The organism is Neolewinella sp. (assembly GCF_965214665.1).
Classification (GTDB): Bacteria; Bacteroidota; Bacteroidia; order Chitinophagales; family Saprospiraceae; genus Neolewinella.
Map to the genome: position 1 here is coordinate 210689 of NZ_OZ243970.1, position 19019 is coordinate 229707.

Below are 19019 nucleotides of genomic sequence, written 5' to 3' on the forward strand. Positions count from 1 at the left end.
GAATGAAATTACCACCCGTAAAACAGCAACTTTCGTGCACGAGGTTCACAAACTGCCAATATTTCAGAAATACTGAAAAAATTGCGGGCGGTGCCGCGGGTGCGGTGCTGGTAGTTTACCGCTTCATCACTCGGTGTGTCGATATTCGGCTGCCCTGACCGTCGGTAATGACCACGCTGTATAGCCCAGCGGGTAGGCCACCTAGCGGTAGGGTCTGCCTAGTGGCGGTAAGTTGCTTGGTGAGCAGTAGTCGGCCCGATACACTATAAAAATTAGCGGTTAAGGGACCGGGTTTTCTACTGGTGTAGGTGATGGTCAACTGATCCACGACGGGGCTGGGGTAGAGCTGTGGTAGATCGGCCTGCTCACTCGTTACGTACACGGCGCTGCTGTAGGTAGTCGTTCCGTCGAAGTCGACGTCTACCAGCCGGTAGTAGGCCTCCGGTAGCGGTTGCTGGTCCAAGAGGCTGTACCGCAACAGCTCATTGCTATAGCCAGTGGCCTGTACCCGCCCGATTTGACTGAATTCCCCGGCGGCGGCCCGGCGCTGCACGATAAAGTAGTCCGTATCGAACTCGGTGGCCGTCTCCCAGTCTACCCGCACTGCCTGCCGCTCGTAGGCGGCGCTGAAGTGGACCAGCAAGATGGGCAGGGTACTGCTGAAGTCCATCGTTACGGTCGCCTGATTACTCTGGGTGTTGGCCCGGTCGCGCGCTGCATATAGGAAGTCGATTACGATCTGGCCGTCTACCGGGTCGAACTGGAGTAGCTCGGGCTGGTAGTTCGAGACATTGCGGGCACTGTTGATGCGCGAACCATTGTAGTACAGCACGCCTTCCGTGGTGGCGTCGGGGATCTGAGTTATCCGGATTGTGGTGGGGGTACCGTCCTCCGCGTCGGCAACTACGAGCGTAGGTACCTGTACGCGACTGGTACCGCCGGGGTTGGTTTGTGGGTCGCCATCGACGTCCTCCGCCGTGGGCTTAGTATTGATGCCAAAGTTGATGTCCGAAAGGTTATCTCCGAGGGCGAGGGTAAAGGAAAGTCGGCCGTTGGGCGAGCCGTCGCTGCCCGCTGCGGTACCGATGTTGTCTCCCGTGAACACGTGGGTACCCGGCAGGCTCTGGGTGGGAGTAGCGGCTCCTTTCGTGCCCTGGTTACGACCGATGCGCACCTGGTGATCTCCCTCGAAGTCGCCCTCGAAGGCGTAGGTGCCATCCGAGTTGACGGCTACGGAAGCCACTACGCTATTTAATTGGATCAGTGTAGCAAAAAGCGGCACCGTGCCCGCTACCCCCGTACCCGTACCGTTGACCGTACCATCGGTAAGGCCATTGGCATCGACGAACACGTTGCCGGACAGCACGGCCGGGGCGTAGCAGCCCGAGGCGGCATCGGCGTTGCCGCTGCGGATGTCATTGGCTACCGACAGTTGGGTAAAGGCACCGGTACTGAGGTTGACGGAGTAAATGATACCCTCAGAGTCGATGGCACGCACGGCACCGAAGCGGTTTTTGTATAGGCCAAGGATAGTATTAGTTATGCCCGTGGCGCCCACGGGGGTGATGACTCCCGTTGCACTATTGATGCGGTAGAGCGCATTTCGCTGCCGGTTACTGCCGTAGAGTGTGCCGGTAGTCTCATCGAAGATGATGTCGGTAATCGTCAACTTATTGTCGCCGGCGTCCTGACAGGAGGGACAGGTCAGGGTGGCGGTGCTCTCTACGGTAGCGGTGGTGCCGGAAGAGATGTTGATCTTTTGAATCCGATTGCGGAAGCCCGTCGAATTGGTGAGGGCATAAGAGGTGTTGACGTAGTAGTTGCCCTCCAGGTCAAAGGTGCCCGAACCGATGGCCCCCCCGTTGTTGTCGACCGTCTGAGCATTATTTGTACCGAATTGCCGGATACCGTTCACCGTAATGGCCTGCCGGGCGCAGTTGGCCCCGATCCGGTAAAGTCTTCCAGAAAACTGCGAGGAGTCGAAGCGCGATACGGCATACAGGAAGTTGTCCTGCGGATTGAACGCCAGTGCGTTGAGGGATATATCCAGTTGAGCCGCCGTGCAAACGGTGGTGCGATCTCCGGTGGCAGTGGTGAGTCGACTCAGGCGCGAGTCGGAAATCCGCAGTACCCCACTTTGCGTGGTACTGGTAGCCGAGGAGATATAGTACCCGAAGCCGTCATTTCCGGAGCAGGCAAAGGGGATAGGGCTCTGGCTGTGGGCCATAAGGGAGAGTAGAAAGACCCCTGCGAAGGTCAGTGACACGCGCATGGTAGGCTAGTTTTTCATGAGGTGCCCGCTCGTTGTACCCGCAATCAGATCGTACAGAATCGGATCACAAGCGGCGAACGAGCACTAAGGCGAAAGCATAGAGGCGAAAACGTGCGCAATGTACTGAGAGAAAAGTAGGTTGCTAGGTTAATTTTTTGGTGACATGTAGTAGAATCGCCTCGTTCCATCAGCCCTGCACCCGCGACCCCGCCCGCTTTGACCTACGTTTCGCCGCTAGCAAAGAGCACGTTGCGCACCACGGAGCGGGAGTCGGCCGAGCCGCCCAGGGAGCCGGAAAGAATGCCCACCGCCGCCAAAAACAGCACCAGCCGCAGGTGGGCCCCGGCGGTCGAGCCGTCCTGGTCGGAGGTCCAGGTACGCATCAGGGGGTCGGGAAAGACGAAGACCACCACGCCGTACATCAGTAGCGCAAAGACGAGGAAAAGAAAGGCCAGCGTAAGCACCAGCCCCAGGTAGGTAGCTCCGGCCGTCACCACCGCGCTCTCCGACGTATTACCGTGTCGGGTAGCCACCAACCGGAAGGAGAAGGCCCGGTACAGCACGAAGGTCGCCGCCACGAAACTGGCCCCCACGAAGACCGCCAGCTGCCCGGCGGAAACGGAGGCGGCAAAGTCCCAGGTCTCGCCCCCGAAGATGAGCACGATGATGACCGACAGGGCCGTGGCGATCATAGTCGGAAGCTTGGTGGCGATGCGGACGGGATTGGCGCTGAGCGCACCGCGTACGATGCGGGGCAGATTGCCGGCGGTCTGCCGTAGCACGAAGGCCAGTCGATTGCCCGCCGAGAAGCGATCGTTGGCCTCCAGGGGGAGGTTGTGGGCCATACGGTCGAACTGGGTGTCGGTGAAGCGGTCCATCGCGTCCAGGTCCTGCGGCACTTCGATGCGGGCCATGTAGTTGGACTCGTCCGGCTGGTAGGCCAGATTCAGTAGCCGGCCGAAGCAGTGCAGCATGAGGGTGCCAAGTCGCTCACTCATCAGGTCCGTATTCTCTAGCTCCTCGGAGCCGTAGTCGGCCAGGCGGCGGGTCGAGATGATGGCCACGTTGGTGAGCTGGGAGGGTAGGGCTAGGAGGTACGACAGGGAGGCGGCCGCGATCTCCACCTCCGTGACGATGAGCAGAAAGGCCATCCTGCGCTCCGTTTTTTCATTGATACCGATCTGTACGAAGTCCAGGGCGTTGTAGCCGCTGTCGTCGGGTGTGAGCGGCGGGCCGTCGAAGGTGAGTGACTCGATGCGTAGGCGGGGCTCCCGCTCCAGCACCTCAGTAAAGCGCCGGGTAGCCTGGCGGGTGAGTAGGCTAAGGGCGCGGGCGTCGTGGCCCGCTACGTCGACCTTCATGATGCCGAGGGGAATGTCGGTAGAGCTCATACCCGCAAGGTAGCCTTCCCCTACCTTCGCCGCTGATTATAGTAGCCCCATGACCGATTCCCAGACCGCCGAACTCACCCACCTGCGCCACCTCGTTGAGCTCGAACGGCAGGAGGAGCGCCGGCTGCACCTCGAAGTGATCCAGGCCATGCCCCTGGTGCAGCGCGTAGCGAAGGGCTACAGCTGGTACCCCCTGCAGGTGATCAAGGAGGGCTATGGCATCGGCGAGCGCCCCTTCGTGGTCGTAACGCGGGAGGGGGAGGAGGCCCACCAGTTTCGCGCCGGTACCTCTGTGAACCTGTTTACGACCCAGCAGGACGCCCGCTCCCCGCAGCGCTCCGGCGTGATCCAGTACGTGAAGAAGGAAAAAATGAAGATCATCCTGGGTGGCGACGAACACCCCGGTTGGCTACAGCGGGGCGGGGTGGGGGTAGACCTGATGTTCGACGAGCGCACCTACATCGAGATGGACAAGGCCGTGCAGCGGCTGGAAACCGCCCGCGGCGACCGCACGGCCGAACTGCGCGACGTGATCATGGGCGTGCGCGAGCCGGAGTACCGTCCCGTAGCTGCCGAGGCCGTTGCCCACCTGACGCAACTGAACAACAGCCAGCGGGAGGCGGTGCGCGAGATCCTAGGGGCCAGCCACCTGAGTCTGATCCACGGTCCGCCGGGCACGGGCAAGACCACCACCCTGGTGGCCGCCGTGGGCGAACTGGTCAAAACGGAGAACGCCATCCTCTTCTGCGCCCCCAGCAACAGCGCCGCCGATTTGGTCACCCTGCGCATGGCCGAGCAGGGCATCCGCGTGGTACGTACTGGCAATATCAGTCGGGTCGAGGAGGACGTCATGGCCCATACCCTGGAGGTACAGGTAGCCCGTCATCCCGATACCAAACAGGTCAAGAAGCTGCGAAAGGAGGCTGCCGACCTGCGCAAGAAAGCCAAGCGCATGCGCGGCGGCCGCGACAAGGGCATCACCTTCGCCGAGGCCGGCCGACTCAGCGGCTGGGCCCGGCAGCTGGAGGACCACCTGCTGAGTTATATTCTTGATGCAGCCGACGTGGTAGTTTGTACGCTCGTAGGCGCAGCCAGCTCCATCCTGGGCGACCGGGAGTTCAAAACCTGCATCATCGACGAAGCCGCCCAGGCGCTGGAGCCGGCCAGCTGGATCCCGATCATCCGCAGCAACCGCGTGGTGCTGGCCGGGGATCCCTACCAACTGCCGCCCACGGTAAAGAGCAAGGATGCCGAGCGGGGCGGCTTCAGCGTGACCCTACTCGAAAAGACCCTGGAGCGCCACGGCCGCAACGCCCTGCTGGAAGTACAGTACCGCATGAACGAGCGCATCATGGGCTTCAGCAACCAGTACTTCTACGACGGGAAGCTGCGCGCCGGGCCGGGCATCGCAGAGCGTACGCTACCGGGGGTGAGTCTACAGGAAAGCGTAGTGTTCATCGACACGGCCGGCACCGGCTTCGAGGAAAAGCTGCACCCCCAGTTCAAGAGCCGCTACAACGATGGCGAGCTGGACATCCTGGTCGAGCACCTGCTGCTCCTCAAGGGCAGCATCCCGCCGGAGGAGCCACTGCCCGCCGTAGCCATCATCACCCCCTACCGCGAGCAGGCCGTGCGCGCCGAGGACCGCATCGAGTCCGTCCCCGTGCTGGCCGATTTGGACATCACCATTAATACCGTGGACGGCTTCCAGGGCCGCGAACGGGAGGTCGTCTACCTCAGTTTAGTGCGCTCCAACATCCGCTCTGAGATCGGTTTTCTAGCAGACTACCGGCGCATGAATGTGGCGCTTACCCGGGCCAAGGTGCAGCTGGTGGTGATCGGGGATAGTGCTACGATTGGTGGGGATAATTTTTTTGCTGGTTTTCTCAGCTATGTGGAGCGAGCTGGTACGTATCAGACGGCCTGGGAGTATATGGGGTAGCCTTCTCCCTTCAAACGCTCTCCCGCGCCACCCACCGAAACGGATTACGCACCTGCGCCACCCGCCGCTCCGCCACCAGATTGGCCGCCGTCTGCCCCATAGCGGTAAAGTCGGTACTGATCACCGTGATGCCGAGCAGGTCCTTGAGCGGGGTATCGTTGTAGGACACAACGCCGATGTCCTGACCCAGCCGCAGCCCCCGGTCGCGAATCTGCTTGACTAAATTGACCAGGTCAGCCTCCTCGATGGTGATAAGCAGGTGGCCGGGAGTGAGCGCCATGTCTGGGCCCACCGCATCAATCACCGCGAAGGGTAGATCGTGCTGCACGCAGAAGTGGCGGAAGCCGTAGAGTATCCGCTTCGGATAGGGGTAGACCGAGCGGCGGGGGTATACTAGGGTCAACTTATTGTATTTCCGTATCTGGTGCAGTCCCTCGCCGAGCGCCCGGTAGATATCGTCCTCAAAATCCTGGTACACCTCCGCGTGCCGCTGCTTTAATTCGATCAAGTTATTATCTAGCAGCAAGACCTTATTTTCCGGTAATTGGTTCATGGTGGCTACCACCGCCGGAGTGTGACTTACGTGCTGTAGCCCCGCCGTTTTGAAGTGCGGCATGATGACGTAATAGTCGTAGGTCCGTAGGTTTTTGGTCAGTATGTTGAGGAATAGCGTCTCGTCGCAGTGGTAAATATGCAGGTCCGTATGTGCCTGATCGCCAAGCTGTTGTACGAAGCTGTTGTATATCTGCATCTTGTACGTACTCGGCTTATTGACCAAGAAAAGTACGTTGGTCCGGCCCAGTAGCGGAGTACGTGCAATGTAAAACCCCTTGCCCTTCACCGAGGTGATGACCTCCCGTTCCTTTAGAATATTATAGGCCTTTTCCACCGTATCCCGCGACAGCCCAAACTGCTCACTCAGGGCATTGATGGAGGGTATCTTTTCCTCCAGGTGGAGCTGACCGTGCGCTACGCTAGCGATGATACCGTCCACGATCTGCTGGTATTTCGGTATGCGGCTTTGCTCATCGATGGTCAGGGGGTAGGTCATCTTCCGGCGGCCCATTTGGCGGGGGCGCAGGTGCAAGGTAACGGAACAGCATAATATAGCGACCGTCGGGGGCCGGACAGTACAGGATACTGGATACACCACTAGGCCCTACTTTACCAGTCCTATCTAAACTTCTGCTCCCGCATGTCTTCTACCCCCACAACTACTCGGTTCAACTACGTCGACTACCTCTGGGACGACGAGGCCGCCGCCCGCCTCGGCGACGATCAGGTCGCCCTGTTTCTGTACCGCTCCAACATCCTGGGCGCCGACCTACGCATCACCAACTACGGCGGCGGCAACACCAGCTGTAAGACCATCGAGCGCGACCCCCTCACCGAGCAGGAGGTGGAGGTCATGTGGGTGAAGGGGTCGGGCGGTGATATCGGTACGCTGACCCGCTCCGGCATCGCGGGGCTGTATACCGAGCGGCTGCGTGACCTGAAGAAGGTGTACGGCGGGTTGGCCGACGAGGACCGTATGGTCGGCCTGTTCAACCACGCTATTTTCGATCTCGACAGCAAGGCTCCCTCGATCGATACGCCGCTGCACGGACTACTCCCCTTTAAACATATCGACCACCTTCATCCGGATGCGGTCATCGCGGTGGCCGCCGCTGAGGGAAGCGAGGAGATCACCCGTGAGATCTGGGGCGATACGATAGGCTGGGTCCCCTGGCAGCGCCCGGGCTTCGATCTCGGTCTGCAACTGGAGCGGACCCTGGCCGAAAACCCCGACATCCGTGGCATCGTGCTCGGTAGCCACGGACTCTTCACCTGGGGCGACACCTCCTACGAGTGCTATATGAATAGCCTGGAGGTGATCGAAATGGCCTCGGCCTACATCGAGCAGAAGGTCAAAGAGCAGGGCACCGTATTTGGTGGGGAGAAAGTGAAACCGCTTGGTAAGGTCGAGCGGCGCGCAAAGGCGGCTAAACTAATGCCATTGCTGCGCGGGCTAGCTAGCTCGGAGGCGCGTATGGTGGGCCACTTTACGGACTCCGACACGGTGCTGCAGTTCATCGACAGCTACGACCTACAGCGGCTGGCTCCGATGGGTACCTCCTGTCCCGATCACTTCCTGCGCACTAAAATTCAGCCCCTGGTGCTGGACCTGCAGACCCAGCAGGATCTTTCGGACCCAGCTCAGGTCCTGGTACAACTCCAGCCGGCCTTCGCGACCTACCGCGAGCAGTACCGGCAGTACTACGAGTCGCATAAGCATCCGAATAGTCCGGCCATGCGCGATCCCAACCCGGTCGTGATCATCTACCCCGGTGTCGGTATGTTCACCTTCGCCAAGAACAAGCAGACGGCCCGGGTGGCCAGTGAGTTCTACGTCAACGCCATCAATGTGATGCGGGGGGCGGAGGCCATCTCAGCCTATACCAGCCTACCGCGGCAGGAGGCCTTCGATATCGAGTACTGGCTGCTAGAGGAGGCAAAGCTCCAGCGGCAACCCAAGGAGCAGCCACTTTCCAGAAAGGTAGCCCTCGTCACCGGGGCCGGTGGCGGCATTGGCAAGGCCATCGCCGATAAACTCGTCGCGGAGGGTGCCGTGGTCGTACTCACCGACGTGGCCGAAGAACGCCTGAAGGAAGCGTATGCCACCTACGGCAGGGACAGCGCTACCTACGCCGTGGCCGACGTGACGGACTCCGCCTCCATTGCCGCAGCCTTTGACCGCGCCTGCCTGGAGTTTGGCGGCGTTGACATCGTGGTACACAGTGCAGGGCTAGCCATCTCTAAACCCCTAGAAGAGCACACCGAAAAAGACTGGGACTTACTACAGGACGTACTCGTGAAGGGACAATTCCACCTCGCCCAGGCGGCGGTAGGGGTGATGCGCGGTCAGGGATTAGGGGGCGATATCATCCCCATCGCCAGTAAGAACGGGCTGGTCAGCGGACCGAACAACGTCGCCTATGGCACCGCCAAAGCCGCCCAGCAGCACATGGCCCGGTTACTGGCCGCCGAGCTCGGCCCGGACAACATCCGCGTCAATACCGTCAACCCCGACGGCGTCATCATCGGTTCCAAAATCTGGGAAGGTGCCTGGGCCGAGGGGCGGGCAAAGGCCTACGGGATCACCGTCGAGGAGCTCCCCGCTCATTACGCCAAACGCAACCTACTCAACGAGATCATCCGCCCGCAAGACATCGCGGAAGGCGTATTCGCCCTTGCCGCCATCCTCACTAAATCGACCGGAAACATCATCAACGTCGACGGGGGAATGGCCACCGCCTTTGTGCGCTAGACCCCAGCGGGGTCCCCCGGCCCTGACCCCGGACACCGTCCGGGGACCCCCGCCCACCCCGCCCAGAAATACAAATCATGCAACTACAAAAATCCCACCTCCAAGCGCTCAACACCTCCCCCCACCACGCCCGCGACTACGACCACCTAGCCGACCGCCTCACCGCCCGCGGCGTAGCCGTCGAGGCGCTGGTCGCCGACCTGGCCGCCTTCCAGGTGGCCATCCCCAGCTGGGCTCTCGGGGCCGGCGGTACCCGCTTCGGCCGCTTCTCCTTCCACGGGGAGCCCGGTAGCCTGGAGCAGAAGATCGAAGACGTGGGCCTGCTGCACGCCCTGACCCAGACGGCCGGGGCCATCTCCCTGCACATCCCCTGGGATACGCCGACCGATTACGCTGCCGTCCGCGAGCTTGCCGCCGCCCACAGTCTGGTCTTCGACGCCATCAACTCCAATACCTTCCAGGACCAGCCGGATGCCACGTACAGCTACAAGCACGGCTCCCTGAGTTCCACCGATGAGGGGGTACGCCAGCAGGCCATCGCTCATAATCTCGAGGTGATCGACATCGGCGAGAAGCTTGGCTCCACAAGCCTCACCGTCTGGCTCGCTGACGGCACCACCTTTCCCGGTCAGCGCGACTTCCAGCGCAGTCTGCTCCAGACGGAAGATAGCCTTAAGCAGATCTACGCCGGCCTGCCCACCGACTGGAAACTCTTCATCGAGTACAAACCCTACGAGCCTAACTTCTACAGCACGGTCATCCAGGACTGGGGCACTTCCTTCATGCTCGCCACCGCCTGCGGGGAGCGGGCCTATACGCTGGTCGATCTGGGCCACCACCTGCCCAACAGCAACATCGAGCAGATCGTCTCCACCCTCATGCTGAAGGGGAAGCTCGGTGGCTTTCACTTCAACGACAGCAAATACGGCGATGACGACCTGACGGTAGGTAGCATCAAACCCTACGCCCTGTTCCTCATCTTCAACGAACTGGTGTACGGCATGCGCAATAACCCGCAAAATCCTCCGCTGGCCTGGATGATCGACGCCAGCCACAACATCAAGGACCCCCTGGAGGACCTCATTCAGAGCCTCGAGGCCATCCAGATCGCCTACGCAAAGGCATTACTCGTCGATCAGGACCGATTAGCCGCCGCCCAGCACGACCACGACGTGGTCGAGTGCCAGGAAGTATTGCAGGATGCCTACCGCACCGACGTGCGCCCCCTGGTCCAGCGTGCACGCCTCAGCCGGGGCGGTGCCCTTCACCCCCTGCAGGCCTACCGCACCTTGGGTGTCCGCGATCAACTCATCCGGGAACGGGGCAAGTTCACCGTAGCCACGGGTCTATAGTATGGAAAAGCAGCGGGTCACGGCGGTTTTCGATATCGGACGGACGAATAAAAAGTTCTTCCTCTTCGACCAGGACTACCGGGAGGTACACCGGGAATACCGGGTGTTCGAGGAAACGGGCGATGAGGATGGCTACCCTACGGAGGATCTACAGGCCGTCAGGGTGTGGCTCCGTGAGGTGTTCCACCGCATCCTGCAGGCGCGGACCTTCGATATCCATGCCGTCAATTTTTCTAGCTACGGGGCCAGCTTGGTCCACCTCGACGCCGATGGAGAGGTGGCCACTCCACTCTATAATTACACCAAGGCAGTCGACGAAGAGCTCCTAGATCGGTTTTATGCTACCTACGGGCCCGAGGATGCTTTTGCCGCCCGTACCGGCTCCCCCCGCTCCGGTCTGCTTAACTCCGGCATGCAACTCTACTGGCTCAAGCACCGCAAACCGGAGGTGTTTCGCCGCATTCGCTACAGCCTGCACTTGCCGCAGTATTTGAGTTACGTTTTTACCGGTATCCCTATCAGCGAGTACACCAGCATCGGGTGCCACACCGCCCTGTGGGACTACACTAAGCAGGACTACCACGACTGGGTCTATACCGAGGACCTTCACCGCCTGCTGCCTCCCATCGTCTCCACCGAGACGAGCATCAACATGAACTACAACGGTAAACGCATGAAGATTGGCGTCGGCATCCACGATAGCTCCGCCGCCCTACTGCCCTACGTGCGCAGCGAAGAGAAACCCTTCTTACTCCTCTCTACGGGTACCTGGAGTGTAGCCCTCAATCCCTTCGCCTCCGGCAAGCTCACCGATCGCGAGCTGGCCGCTAACTGCCTTAACTACATGCGCATCGACGGTAGGCCCGTCAAAGCCGCTCGCCTGTTTCTTGGCCAGGAGTACAAAACACAGATCGCCCACCTCACGCAGCACTACGGGGTAGAGGAGGATCAGCACCGCAGCGTCGCCTTCGACCAACGGCTCTACGCCGAGATCCAGGCCGACTATCGCCCCCGCTTCCACTTCGAGCACCTCGATCGGTCGGATAACCCCTCCACCACGGACCTTCCTTCCGGCTCCTTTGCACGGGCCTACCACCAGCTCATCGCGGAGCTTGTCGATGCTCAAGTCCACAGTCTGGAAACTGCCCGTGGCTCTACGTGTAGCAAAAAACTCTTTCTCGACGGTGGTTTCAGCGACAACGCCGTCTTTCTCCACCTCCTTTCGCACCGCCTGCGCGACCTACAACTCCGTACTACCGACTCCAGCCTCGGCTCCGCCCTGGGTGCCGCCATCTGCATCTCCGACCGCGCACTCAACTCCAAGTTTCTCAAGAAAAATTACGGTGTCAGAAAGCACCAACCCTTCGTCGTCTCCGAAATCCCGTAATCACCCCCGTCCCTACGTCCCCCATCCCTACGTCCCCCATCCCTACGTCCCCACATGCTACAAAACGAAACTGAGGTAGAACTCATCGAGGAACTCGCAGGCGGCGGGGAGTACGAACGCGAGCCCGTCCCCCAGTCCCGCCTCAAGGGGTGGGGTAGCTTCCTGGGTATGTACGCCGGGGAGCACGCCGCGGGTACGGAGTTCGTCATCGGGCCCCTCTTTCTCACCGCCGGAGTCAGCGCCTTCGACCTCATCGTCGGCCTCTTAGTCGGCAACTTCCTGGCCGTGCTGAGCTGGCGTTTTCTGACCGCCGAAATCGCCGTTAAGCGGCGCCTCACCCTCTATTATCAGCTCGAAAAGATCTGCGGCAAACAGCTCGTCCTATTCTACAACGTGGCGAACGGGATCCTCTTCTGCTTTCTAGCCGGAGCCATGATCACCGTGTCGGCCACCGCCGTGGGCGTGCCGCTGGATATGGAGATGCCCCAGCTCGACGATACCCTCCCCAACGGTGGCACTTACATCCTCATCGTACTTATCGTTGGGGCCGTGATCACCTTCATTGCCGCCCGCGGCTACGACACCGTGAGCCGGGCCGCTAACTGGATGTCGCCCGTCATCGTACTGGCTTTTCTGGCCTGTGGCGTCGTAGCACTAGGACAACTCGGGGTAGGTAGTTTCCGGGAGTTCTGGGACATCTGGGGGGAGGGCTCCGAGCCCTTTGGTGGACAGATCAAGTATACCTTCTGGCACGTGGTCATTTGGTCCTGGTTTGCCAATGCGGCCATGCACGTCGGCATGTCCGACTTGTCCGTCTTCCGCTTTGCCCGCCGGGCCAGTGCGGGCTGGACTACGGCGGCCGGTATGTACGTCGGGCACTACATGGCCTGGATTGCCGCCGCGCTACTCTACGCAGTCTACCTACGCACGCCCGAAGCGCAGGCCGTGCTCGGTGCCGGCGAGGCTCCCCAGGTAGCTCCGGGCCCGCTGGCCTACAGCGCCATCGGTTGGTTTGGCATTATCGCCGTCATCCTCGCCGGCTGGACGACCGCCAACCCAACGATCTACCGCGCGGGGCTGGCCTTCAAGTCGCTCTTCCCCACCGCAAAAGCCGCCACCGGCGTACTCATCGCCGGGGCCCTGGCGACCATTGCCGGACTCTTCCCCGCCTTTGCCATGAAACTCCTCGGCTTCGTGGCGCTTTATGGCTTCATCCTGGCCCCCTTCGGTGCCGTCATCGTATTCGAGCACTTCTTTGCCCACCGCGCCGGTATCGTACCCAACTACGCCGAGGTGGCCGGCCTGCGGTTCAACCCCGCCGTATTCTGGGCCTGGGCCATCAGCTTCGGGCTGTTTTATTTGCTTTCGTGGCAGTTCGGAATCTTTCTTTCCTTTGTCACCCTGCCCGCCTGGCTACTCTGTGGCGTGCTATTTCTAGTGATCAGCAAGCGTGTGCAGCGCGGTACCCTCCGTCCATGAACTACCTATACGGCATCCTGGCCCTCACGCTACTGGGCTGTGCAGCACGCAGCGTAACCGACACAGACGCGCCCGCCGCGGTGCTGCCGCTCGCCTACCAGCTCACCGACTGGCCTGCCCCCGCGGCCGCCGCCCGAATGGGGCAACCGGTAGGCGTAGGTATTCTCGGTGACGGTACTGTGGCCGTATTTCACCGCGGACTCAGTGACCCCGCCCCCTACGTAGCGGACGACGCGGTGCAGTTTATTCACCCCGACAGCGGGGAGCCGCTGGCGAGCTGGGGCGGCGGCTTTTTCATACGTCCCCACGGGATGCACGTCGACGCCGATGAGCATATTTGGCTGACCGACATTGCCCGCCACCAGGTATTCAAATTTACCCGTGACGGCAGGCTATTGCTAACCCTGGGGGAGGAAGGCATCGCCGGGGCGGATAGCGCCCACTTCGATCAACCCACCGATGTAGCCGTCGGCCCCCGCGGTAACATCTTCGTCACCGACGGCTACGGCAACCGCCGGGTGGTCAAGTTTGCCCCCGACGGCCGTTACCTTACCCAGTGGGGCCGGGAGGGCAGCGCAGCGGGGGAGTTCATCAATCCACACGCCATCGACATCTCTGCGGAGGGGCAGCTGTACGTATCGGACCGGGAGAACAACCGGGTCCAGGTGTTTGACACGTATGGCACCTTTAAAAAAGCGTACGCCCTGCCGGCAGCCACCTACGCCGCGGTACACGATGCAAGCACTGACCTGCTTTATGTCACGGATTACCGCGTGATTGGTGATACCGTGGTCATCGGCTCGGACGTCTATACGCTAAATGAGCGTGCACGTGCCGCCACTTCCCTCGTTGGGCGGGCGGGACCGCAGGTGCAACGAAAAGGAAGTAAGCCGTGCCGTTACCACGATTTAGCCATTGATACGGGCGGAAACCTCTACCTGCCCGATCTAACCAATCGCATCGTAGTAAAGTACGTTGACTAGTATTGCACCTGCGTCCCCGCCCGCCTACCGCAGATAGAGGATATAGGCCGCCGCGAAGGGAATCACGAAAATGAACGCATCGAACCGATCCAGCAGCCCCCCGTGACCGGGCAGCAGATTGCCGCTATCCTTGACGCCGACGCTGCGCTTGAGCATGCTTTCGACCAGGTCGCCGAGGCCGCCGAACACTCCGACGATGAGGGCCAGGACCAGCCACTGGATGAGGCCGATCTCGTCGAAGACCAGATGTAAGAAGTAGCCGAAGACCACGCAGGTAACGGCTCCGCCAATACTGCCCTCCCAGGTCTTGTTGGGGGAGATGCGGGGAAAGAGGGGGGTCTTGCCGAACTGGCTGCCTACCAGGTAGGCGCCCGTATCGTTGACCCAGGTGAGCAGCAGTAGGCCGAAGACAATGCGGTAGTAAAAAGTATTCTCGTCGAAGGCGATGAAATCGACTAATGCGAAAGGGATACCGATGTAGAATAGCCCCAGGATGATGTAGGCGATATTGCCGAAGGGCTCCTGACTGTTGCTGTACAGCTCGTAGATGAAGCTGGTGAAGATGAAGGGCGCAAAGAGCAGACTGGACACCTGAATGAAGGTCTCCGAATCACTGACGTAGCCTAGGGAGAGGGCACTAACTAGGATAGAGGGTAGGATGCCGATGGCCACGCCCAGGGCCTTACGGAAGCGGTCGCGCTTGCTGTGGCGGTCGAGCGTCATGCCAAAAAACTCGAAGAGGCAGCCCCCGGTGATGATGAGGAAAAGCAGACTGAAGGTGTGCTCGCTGATGTACATACCGGCGACCATGATCACTACAAAAATGACGGCCGTCGTGAGTCTTCTCCGCAGTCCCTGCATCGGCCGTAAGATAGTTTAATTGTACTTTCGGCCCAGTTATACCCCACCGATTCGATTGTCCATGGCCACGAAAGAGAAAACCGACGACGACCTTAAGCGCTATTACTCCATCGGCGAGGTAGCCAACAAATTAGAGGTCAACACGTCCCTGATTCGCTTCTGGGAAAACGAGTTCGCCCACATCAAGCCCAATAAGAACAGCCGGGGCGATCGCCGCTTTACGAAGGAAAATATCCGCCAGTTGCGTGAGGTGTACCACCTGGTGCGGGAGCGGGGCTTTACGCTGGAGGGAGCGCGGCGCGAGATCGCCAGCCAGTCCGAGCCCCAACCCGACAAGCAAGAGATCATCGAGCGGCTACGGGAGGTGCGCCGGCGGCTGGAGGCGCTGCAGTCATAGGGCGTGGCCTATTTCGTCTACTACCTTATTCTGTTGCCCCTGAGCTGGTTGCCCCTGCCGGTGCTCTACCTACTGGGAGACGGCTTTGCCTGGCTCAACTGGCACGTGATCGGTTACCGCAAAAGGGTAGTGCTTGGTAACATCCGGCAATCGTTTCCTCACTACACCGAAGCGGAAGTACTGACGCTGGGACGCGAATACTACAACCGCTTCTTTGAAACCATTGCCGAAAGCATCAAGCAGTTCAGCATGTCGGAGGCGACCTCGGTGCGCCGCTGCCGAATCGAGAACGTCGAGCTGGTAGGCCACCTACAGGAGCAGGGCCGCAGCTTCATCGCCTACGGGGCCCACTACAGCAACTGGGAGCTGGCCGGACTGTCGTTTCCCTCCCAGCTGCGACCCCTGCGAGTGATGGGTATCTACTCCCCCTTCAAAAACGCGACGCTAGACCGGCTCCTCAGCGGTAACCGTAGCCGCACCGGCGTCATCATGGTCAGTCGGCGCAAGGTGAAGGAGTACTACGAAACCTGGACGGAACCCACCGTGGAGTTCTACGTCGCCGACCAGTCGCCCAGCAACGCCCGCTGGGAACTGCTGCACTGGACCACCTTTCTCGGACAAACCACGGCATTCCTGGCCGGCCCCGAGCGCTACGCCGTGCGCTACGACCGGCCGGTGTACTACATGGCCCTGCGGCGGCAGCGGCGCGGGTACTACGTGGCTACGCTGATCCCAATCACCGATACGCCGCGGGAGACGGAGCGTGGCTTCATTACGGAGTCCTTTGCGCGGCAGGTGGAGCGGGAGATTAAGCGTGATCCGGCCAGTTGGCTTTGGAGTCACCGGCGGTGGAAGCGGGAGGTGCCTGGGGAGGTGGCTCAGTTGCTGAAGCACGAGGAGTATCTACCTGCACAGTACGCGCTGGATGATACCACCGAATGACCGTGCGCCTAGCGGCGCGAATAGTGAACCGCAGAGGGCGCAGAGAGCACACAGTTAGCGCTTCCGGCGCATGCGTGACGGCAAACTCTGTGTCCTCCGCGTACTCTGCGGTTCAACTTATCGTAGCAGCGGAGCTGCGCAGATCTGCGGTAAGCACCTACTCTGGGCCGGCGTTGACAATAGCATCATTAGCCGCCTCGGCATACGGCGCGAAGTTTTTGTGAAACAGCTCAGCCAACCGTTCGGCGGCCACGTCGTACTGCGCCTCATTGCGCCAGGTGTCGCGGGGGTTGAGCATCGCATTGGGTACGTCGGGGCAACTGGTGGGCCGCTCCAGGCCGAAGATAGGATCGGTGACGTACTTGACATTATCTAGCTCACCGGTCAGGGCGGCCTTGATCATGGCCCGGGTGAAGGCCAGCTCGATGCGGGAGCCCTCACCGTAGCCACCGCCGGTCCAGCCAGTATTGACGAGCCAGACGTTGATCCGTTCCCCCTCGGCCTCGGCATCGCGGAGCTTCTGACCGAGCATATCGGCGTACTTGGTGGGGTGTAGCGGGATAAAGGGGGAGCCAAAGCAGGCTGAAAAAGTGGCCTGGGGCTCGGTGATACCGGCCTCGGTACCGGCAATTTTGGCGGTGTAGCCACTGATGAAATGATACATGGCCTGCTCGGCGGTGAGTCGGCTGATGGGGGGCAGCACCCCGAAGGCATCGCAGGTGAGAAAGAAGATGTTGCGCGGCAGGTCCCCGCGGCTGTTGTACATGATGTTATCGATGTGGTAGATCGGATAACTTACGCGGGTGTTCTGGGTGATGCTGTCGTCCTCGTAGTCGGGGGTGTGGCCGTCCTCCTTGAGTCCAATATTTTCCAGCAGGGCACCAAACTTGATGGCCCGGTAGATCTGCGGCTCCTTCGATTCACTCAGGTCGATCACCTTGGCGTAGCAACCGCCCTCGAGGTTAAAGACATTGGCCTGGCTCCAGCCGTGCTCGTCGTCGCCGATGAGGCGACGGTCGGGATCGTTGCTCAGGGTCGTCTTACCGGTACCGGACAGACCAAAAAACAGCGCGGTATCGCCCTTGGTACCCACGTTAGCCGAGCAGTGCATGCTCAGCACGTTGCGGCGGGTAGGCAGCACGTAGTTCAGGACCGAGAAGATGCCCTTTTTGATTTCGCCGGTATAAGCCGTGCCGCCGATCAGGATGGTCTTCTTAGTGAAGTTGATGATACTGAAGTTGTCCTGCCGGGTGCCGTGTACGGCGGGGTCGGCCGTGACGCCGGGGAAGGCGTAGATGGTCCACTCGTCGGTCATCAGGTTGGTGATGCGCTCGCCGTCGGGGCGGAGGAACATGTTGTAGGCGAACATATTCTGCCAGGGGTACTCGGTGTACACCCGGATGTTGATGCGGTACTTGCGGCTGGCACAGGCGTAGGCATCGCGGACGTAGACCTCGTCGAGGCCCTTGGCGTAGTCTAGAGTCTTGTCGAGTAGTTGATCGAAGACGTCCGGGCCGATCGGAATGTTGATCTTGCCCCAGTTGACGGTCTCGCGGGTGATCTCGTCCTCCACGATGTAGCGGTCCTGGGGGGAACGGCCGGTGTACCTGCCGGTGTTGATGATGAGGGCACCGGTGTCGCTAAGGTGGCCCTGCTGCTTGCTGATGGTATCTTCTACGAGGGCGGCTACCTTCAGGTTCTCTCTGAGGTTGGCGTGTTGCATGATGGCTTGGGTTTGGTTAGGGACGCGCAAGGTACGGTTTGACTCCCAGCTTGGCTCCCGGCTTTGGCTCCCGGCTTTGGCTCCCGGCTTCTAGCCGAGCACCTCTATACCCCCGAAAAAGCACTAAAGCCACCGTCCACCGGCACCACGATACCCGTGACGAAGCTACTCGCATCCGCGCACAGCCACACCAGGGTCGAGATCAACTCCTCGGCCTTCCCGAAGCGGTCCATGGGGGTGCTTTTGATGATGGTCTGCCCGCGGGAGGTCAGCGAGCCATCCTCCTCCAGCAGCAACCGCCGGTTCTGCTCCCCGATGAAGAAGCCCGGCGCGATGGCGTTCACCCGTACGCTACCCTTATACTTACGTGCCATCTCCACGGCCAGCCACTTCGTGAAGTTATCGATGCCGGCCTTGGCGGCGCTGTAGCCCACTACGCGGGTGATGGCCCGGTCGGCTGCCATGCTCGAGATGTTGACGATGCTGCCCCCACCACCGTCCACGATTAGTTTACCGAAGACCATGCTGGGGATGACGGTACCGTCCAGGTTCAGCTTACTTACACCCGCGAAGTCCTCAATTTGTAGGTCGAAGAAGGTTTGCTCCGGACCGATGGTAGCCCCGGGGCGGTTACCTCCCGCAGCGTTGACCAGGATGTCCAACCTTCCCCACTGCGCGGTCAATTCATCGCGAGCGGCGGTGAGGCTCGCCACGTCGGTGACGTCACCCCGTACTAAAGTGACTGCACCGGCGTCCCCGCCCAGCGCCTCTGCTGCGCTCTTCAGGTTGTCGGGATTGCGGCTCAGGAGGGCCACCTTAGCTCCGGATTGTAGCAGGCCCCGCGCCATGGCCGTACCGAGTGCGCCGCTGCCGCCGGTGAGCAGGGCGTGCTTGCCGCTTAGGTCGAATAATTTACTCATGGGGGCAAGGTAGCCATAAGCGTCCGACGCTTCGAAGCGATAAGCGTCCAACGCTTGCAAGCG

The 19019-nt window shown here is 60.7% G+C and carries 14 protein-coding genes; 8 read left to right on the top strand and 6 right to left on the bottom strand.

All coding sequences use genetic code 11. The features are described 5' to 3' along the window. Positions 1-115: 115 nt before the first annotated feature. Both ACOOHD_RS01235 and ACOOHD_RS01240 read right to left on the bottom strand, forming a co-directional pair. A complete protein-coding gene (locus ACOOHD_RS01235) occupies positions 116-2272 on the bottom strand; it encodes a DUF6923 family protein (protein WP_420459749.1) in 2157 nt (718 codons plus the stop codon). A gap of 221 nt (positions 2273-2493) precedes the next feature. Further along, positions 2494-3663, bottom strand: coding sequence for a hypothetical protein (locus ACOOHD_RS01240; protein WP_420459750.1), 1170 nt, complete (start codon positions 3661-3663; stop codon positions 2494-2496). Between the two features lie 49 nt (positions 3664-3712). Here ACOOHD_RS01240 and ACOOHD_RS01245 point away from each other — a divergent pair, with 49 nt between their 5' ends. Further along, positions 3713-5605, top strand: coding sequence for an AAA domain-containing protein (locus ACOOHD_RS01245; RefSeq protein ID WP_420459751.1), 1893 nt, complete (start codon positions 3713-3715; stop codon positions 5603-5605). 10 nt (positions 5606-5615) lie between these two features. Here the strand turns inward: ACOOHD_RS01245 and ACOOHD_RS01250 are convergent, their stop codons facing one another. Next, positions 5616-6656, bottom strand: coding sequence for a GntR family transcriptional regulator (locus ACOOHD_RS01250; protein WP_420461399.1), 1041 nt, complete (start codon positions 6654-6656; stop codon positions 5616-5618). 144 nt (positions 6657-6800) lie between these two features. On the opposite strand from ACOOHD_RS01250, the gene ACOOHD_RS01255 reads away from it, so the two are divergent. The 5 genes from ACOOHD_RS01255 to ACOOHD_RS01275 all read left to right on the top strand — a co-directional run bounded on the left by ACOOHD_RS01255 (position 6801) and on the right by ACOOHD_RS01275 (position 14113). Continuing rightward, positions 6801-8912 carry a bifunctional aldolase/short-chain dehydrogenase gene (locus ACOOHD_RS01255; protein ID WP_420459752.1) on the top strand — a complete coding sequence of 704 codons (2112 nt, stop codon included), beginning with the start codon at positions 6801-6803 and terminating at the stop codon, positions 8910-8912. Positions 8913-8989: 77 nt separating this feature from the next. After that, complete coding sequence (locus ACOOHD_RS01260) at positions 8990-10264, top strand: sugar isomerase (protein ID WP_420459753.1); 1275 nt, start codon at positions 8990-8992, stop codon at positions 10262-10264. 1 nt (position 10265) lies between these two features. Then, the gene (locus ACOOHD_RS01265) at positions 10266-11651 is read left to right on the top strand and encodes an FGGY-family carbohydrate kinase (RefSeq protein ID WP_420459754.1); all 1386 of its coding nucleotides are present in this window, start codon (positions 10266-10268) and stop codon (positions 11649-11651) included. Positions 11652-11705: 54 nt separating this feature from the next. After that, positions 11706-13130 (top strand): purine-cytosine permease family protein, encoded by a 1425-nt coding sequence (locus ACOOHD_RS01270; RefSeq protein ID WP_420459755.1) that lies wholly within the window; start codon positions 11706-11708, stop codon positions 13128-13130. Then, positions 13127-14113 carry a peptidyl-alpha-hydroxyglycine alpha-amidating lyase family protein gene (locus ACOOHD_RS01275; RefSeq protein WP_420459756.1) on the top strand — a complete coding sequence of 329 codons (987 nt, stop codon included), beginning with the start codon at positions 13127-13129 and terminating at the stop codon, positions 14111-14113. Before ACOOHD_RS01270 ends, ACOOHD_RS01275 begins: the two co-directional genes overlap by 4 nt. Before the next feature lie 24 nt (positions 14114-14137). Here the strand turns inward: ACOOHD_RS01275 and ACOOHD_RS01280 are convergent, their stop codons facing one another. Continuing rightward, entirely contained in the window at positions 14138-14974 is an 837-nt protein-coding gene (locus tag ACOOHD_RS01280; protein WP_420459757.1) for a phosphatidate cytidylyltransferase, read from the bottom strand. A 61-nt stretch (positions 14975-15035) separates the two neighbouring features. Here ACOOHD_RS01280 and ACOOHD_RS01285 point away from each other — a divergent pair, with 61 nt between their 5' ends. Further along, positions 15036-15371: a MerR family transcriptional regulator gene (locus ACOOHD_RS01285; protein ID WP_420459758.1), complete on the top strand. Its 336-nt coding sequence runs from the start codon at positions 15036-15038 to the stop codon at positions 15369-15371. Between the two features lie 3 nt (positions 15372-15374). Beyond that, positions 15375-16313, top strand: coding sequence for a lysophospholipid acyltransferase family protein (locus ACOOHD_RS01290; RefSeq protein ID WP_420459759.1), 939 nt, complete (start codon positions 15375-15377; stop codon positions 16311-16313). A gap of 157 nt (positions 16314-16470) precedes the next feature. Here the strand turns inward: ACOOHD_RS01290 and pckA are convergent, their stop codons facing one another. Both pckA and ACOOHD_RS01300 read right to left on the bottom strand, forming a co-directional pair. Beyond that, positions 16471-18066, bottom strand: coding sequence for a phosphoenolpyruvate carboxykinase (ATP) (gene pckA / locus ACOOHD_RS01295; RefSeq protein WP_420459760.1), 1596 nt, complete (start codon positions 18064-18066; stop codon positions 16471-16473). Between the two features lie 74 nt (positions 18067-18140). Further along, complete coding sequence (locus ACOOHD_RS01300; RefSeq protein ID WP_420459761.1) at positions 18141-18956, bottom strand: SDR family oxidoreductase; 816 nt, start codon at positions 18954-18956, stop codon at positions 18141-18143. Positions 18957-19019: the final 63 nt, after the last annotated feature.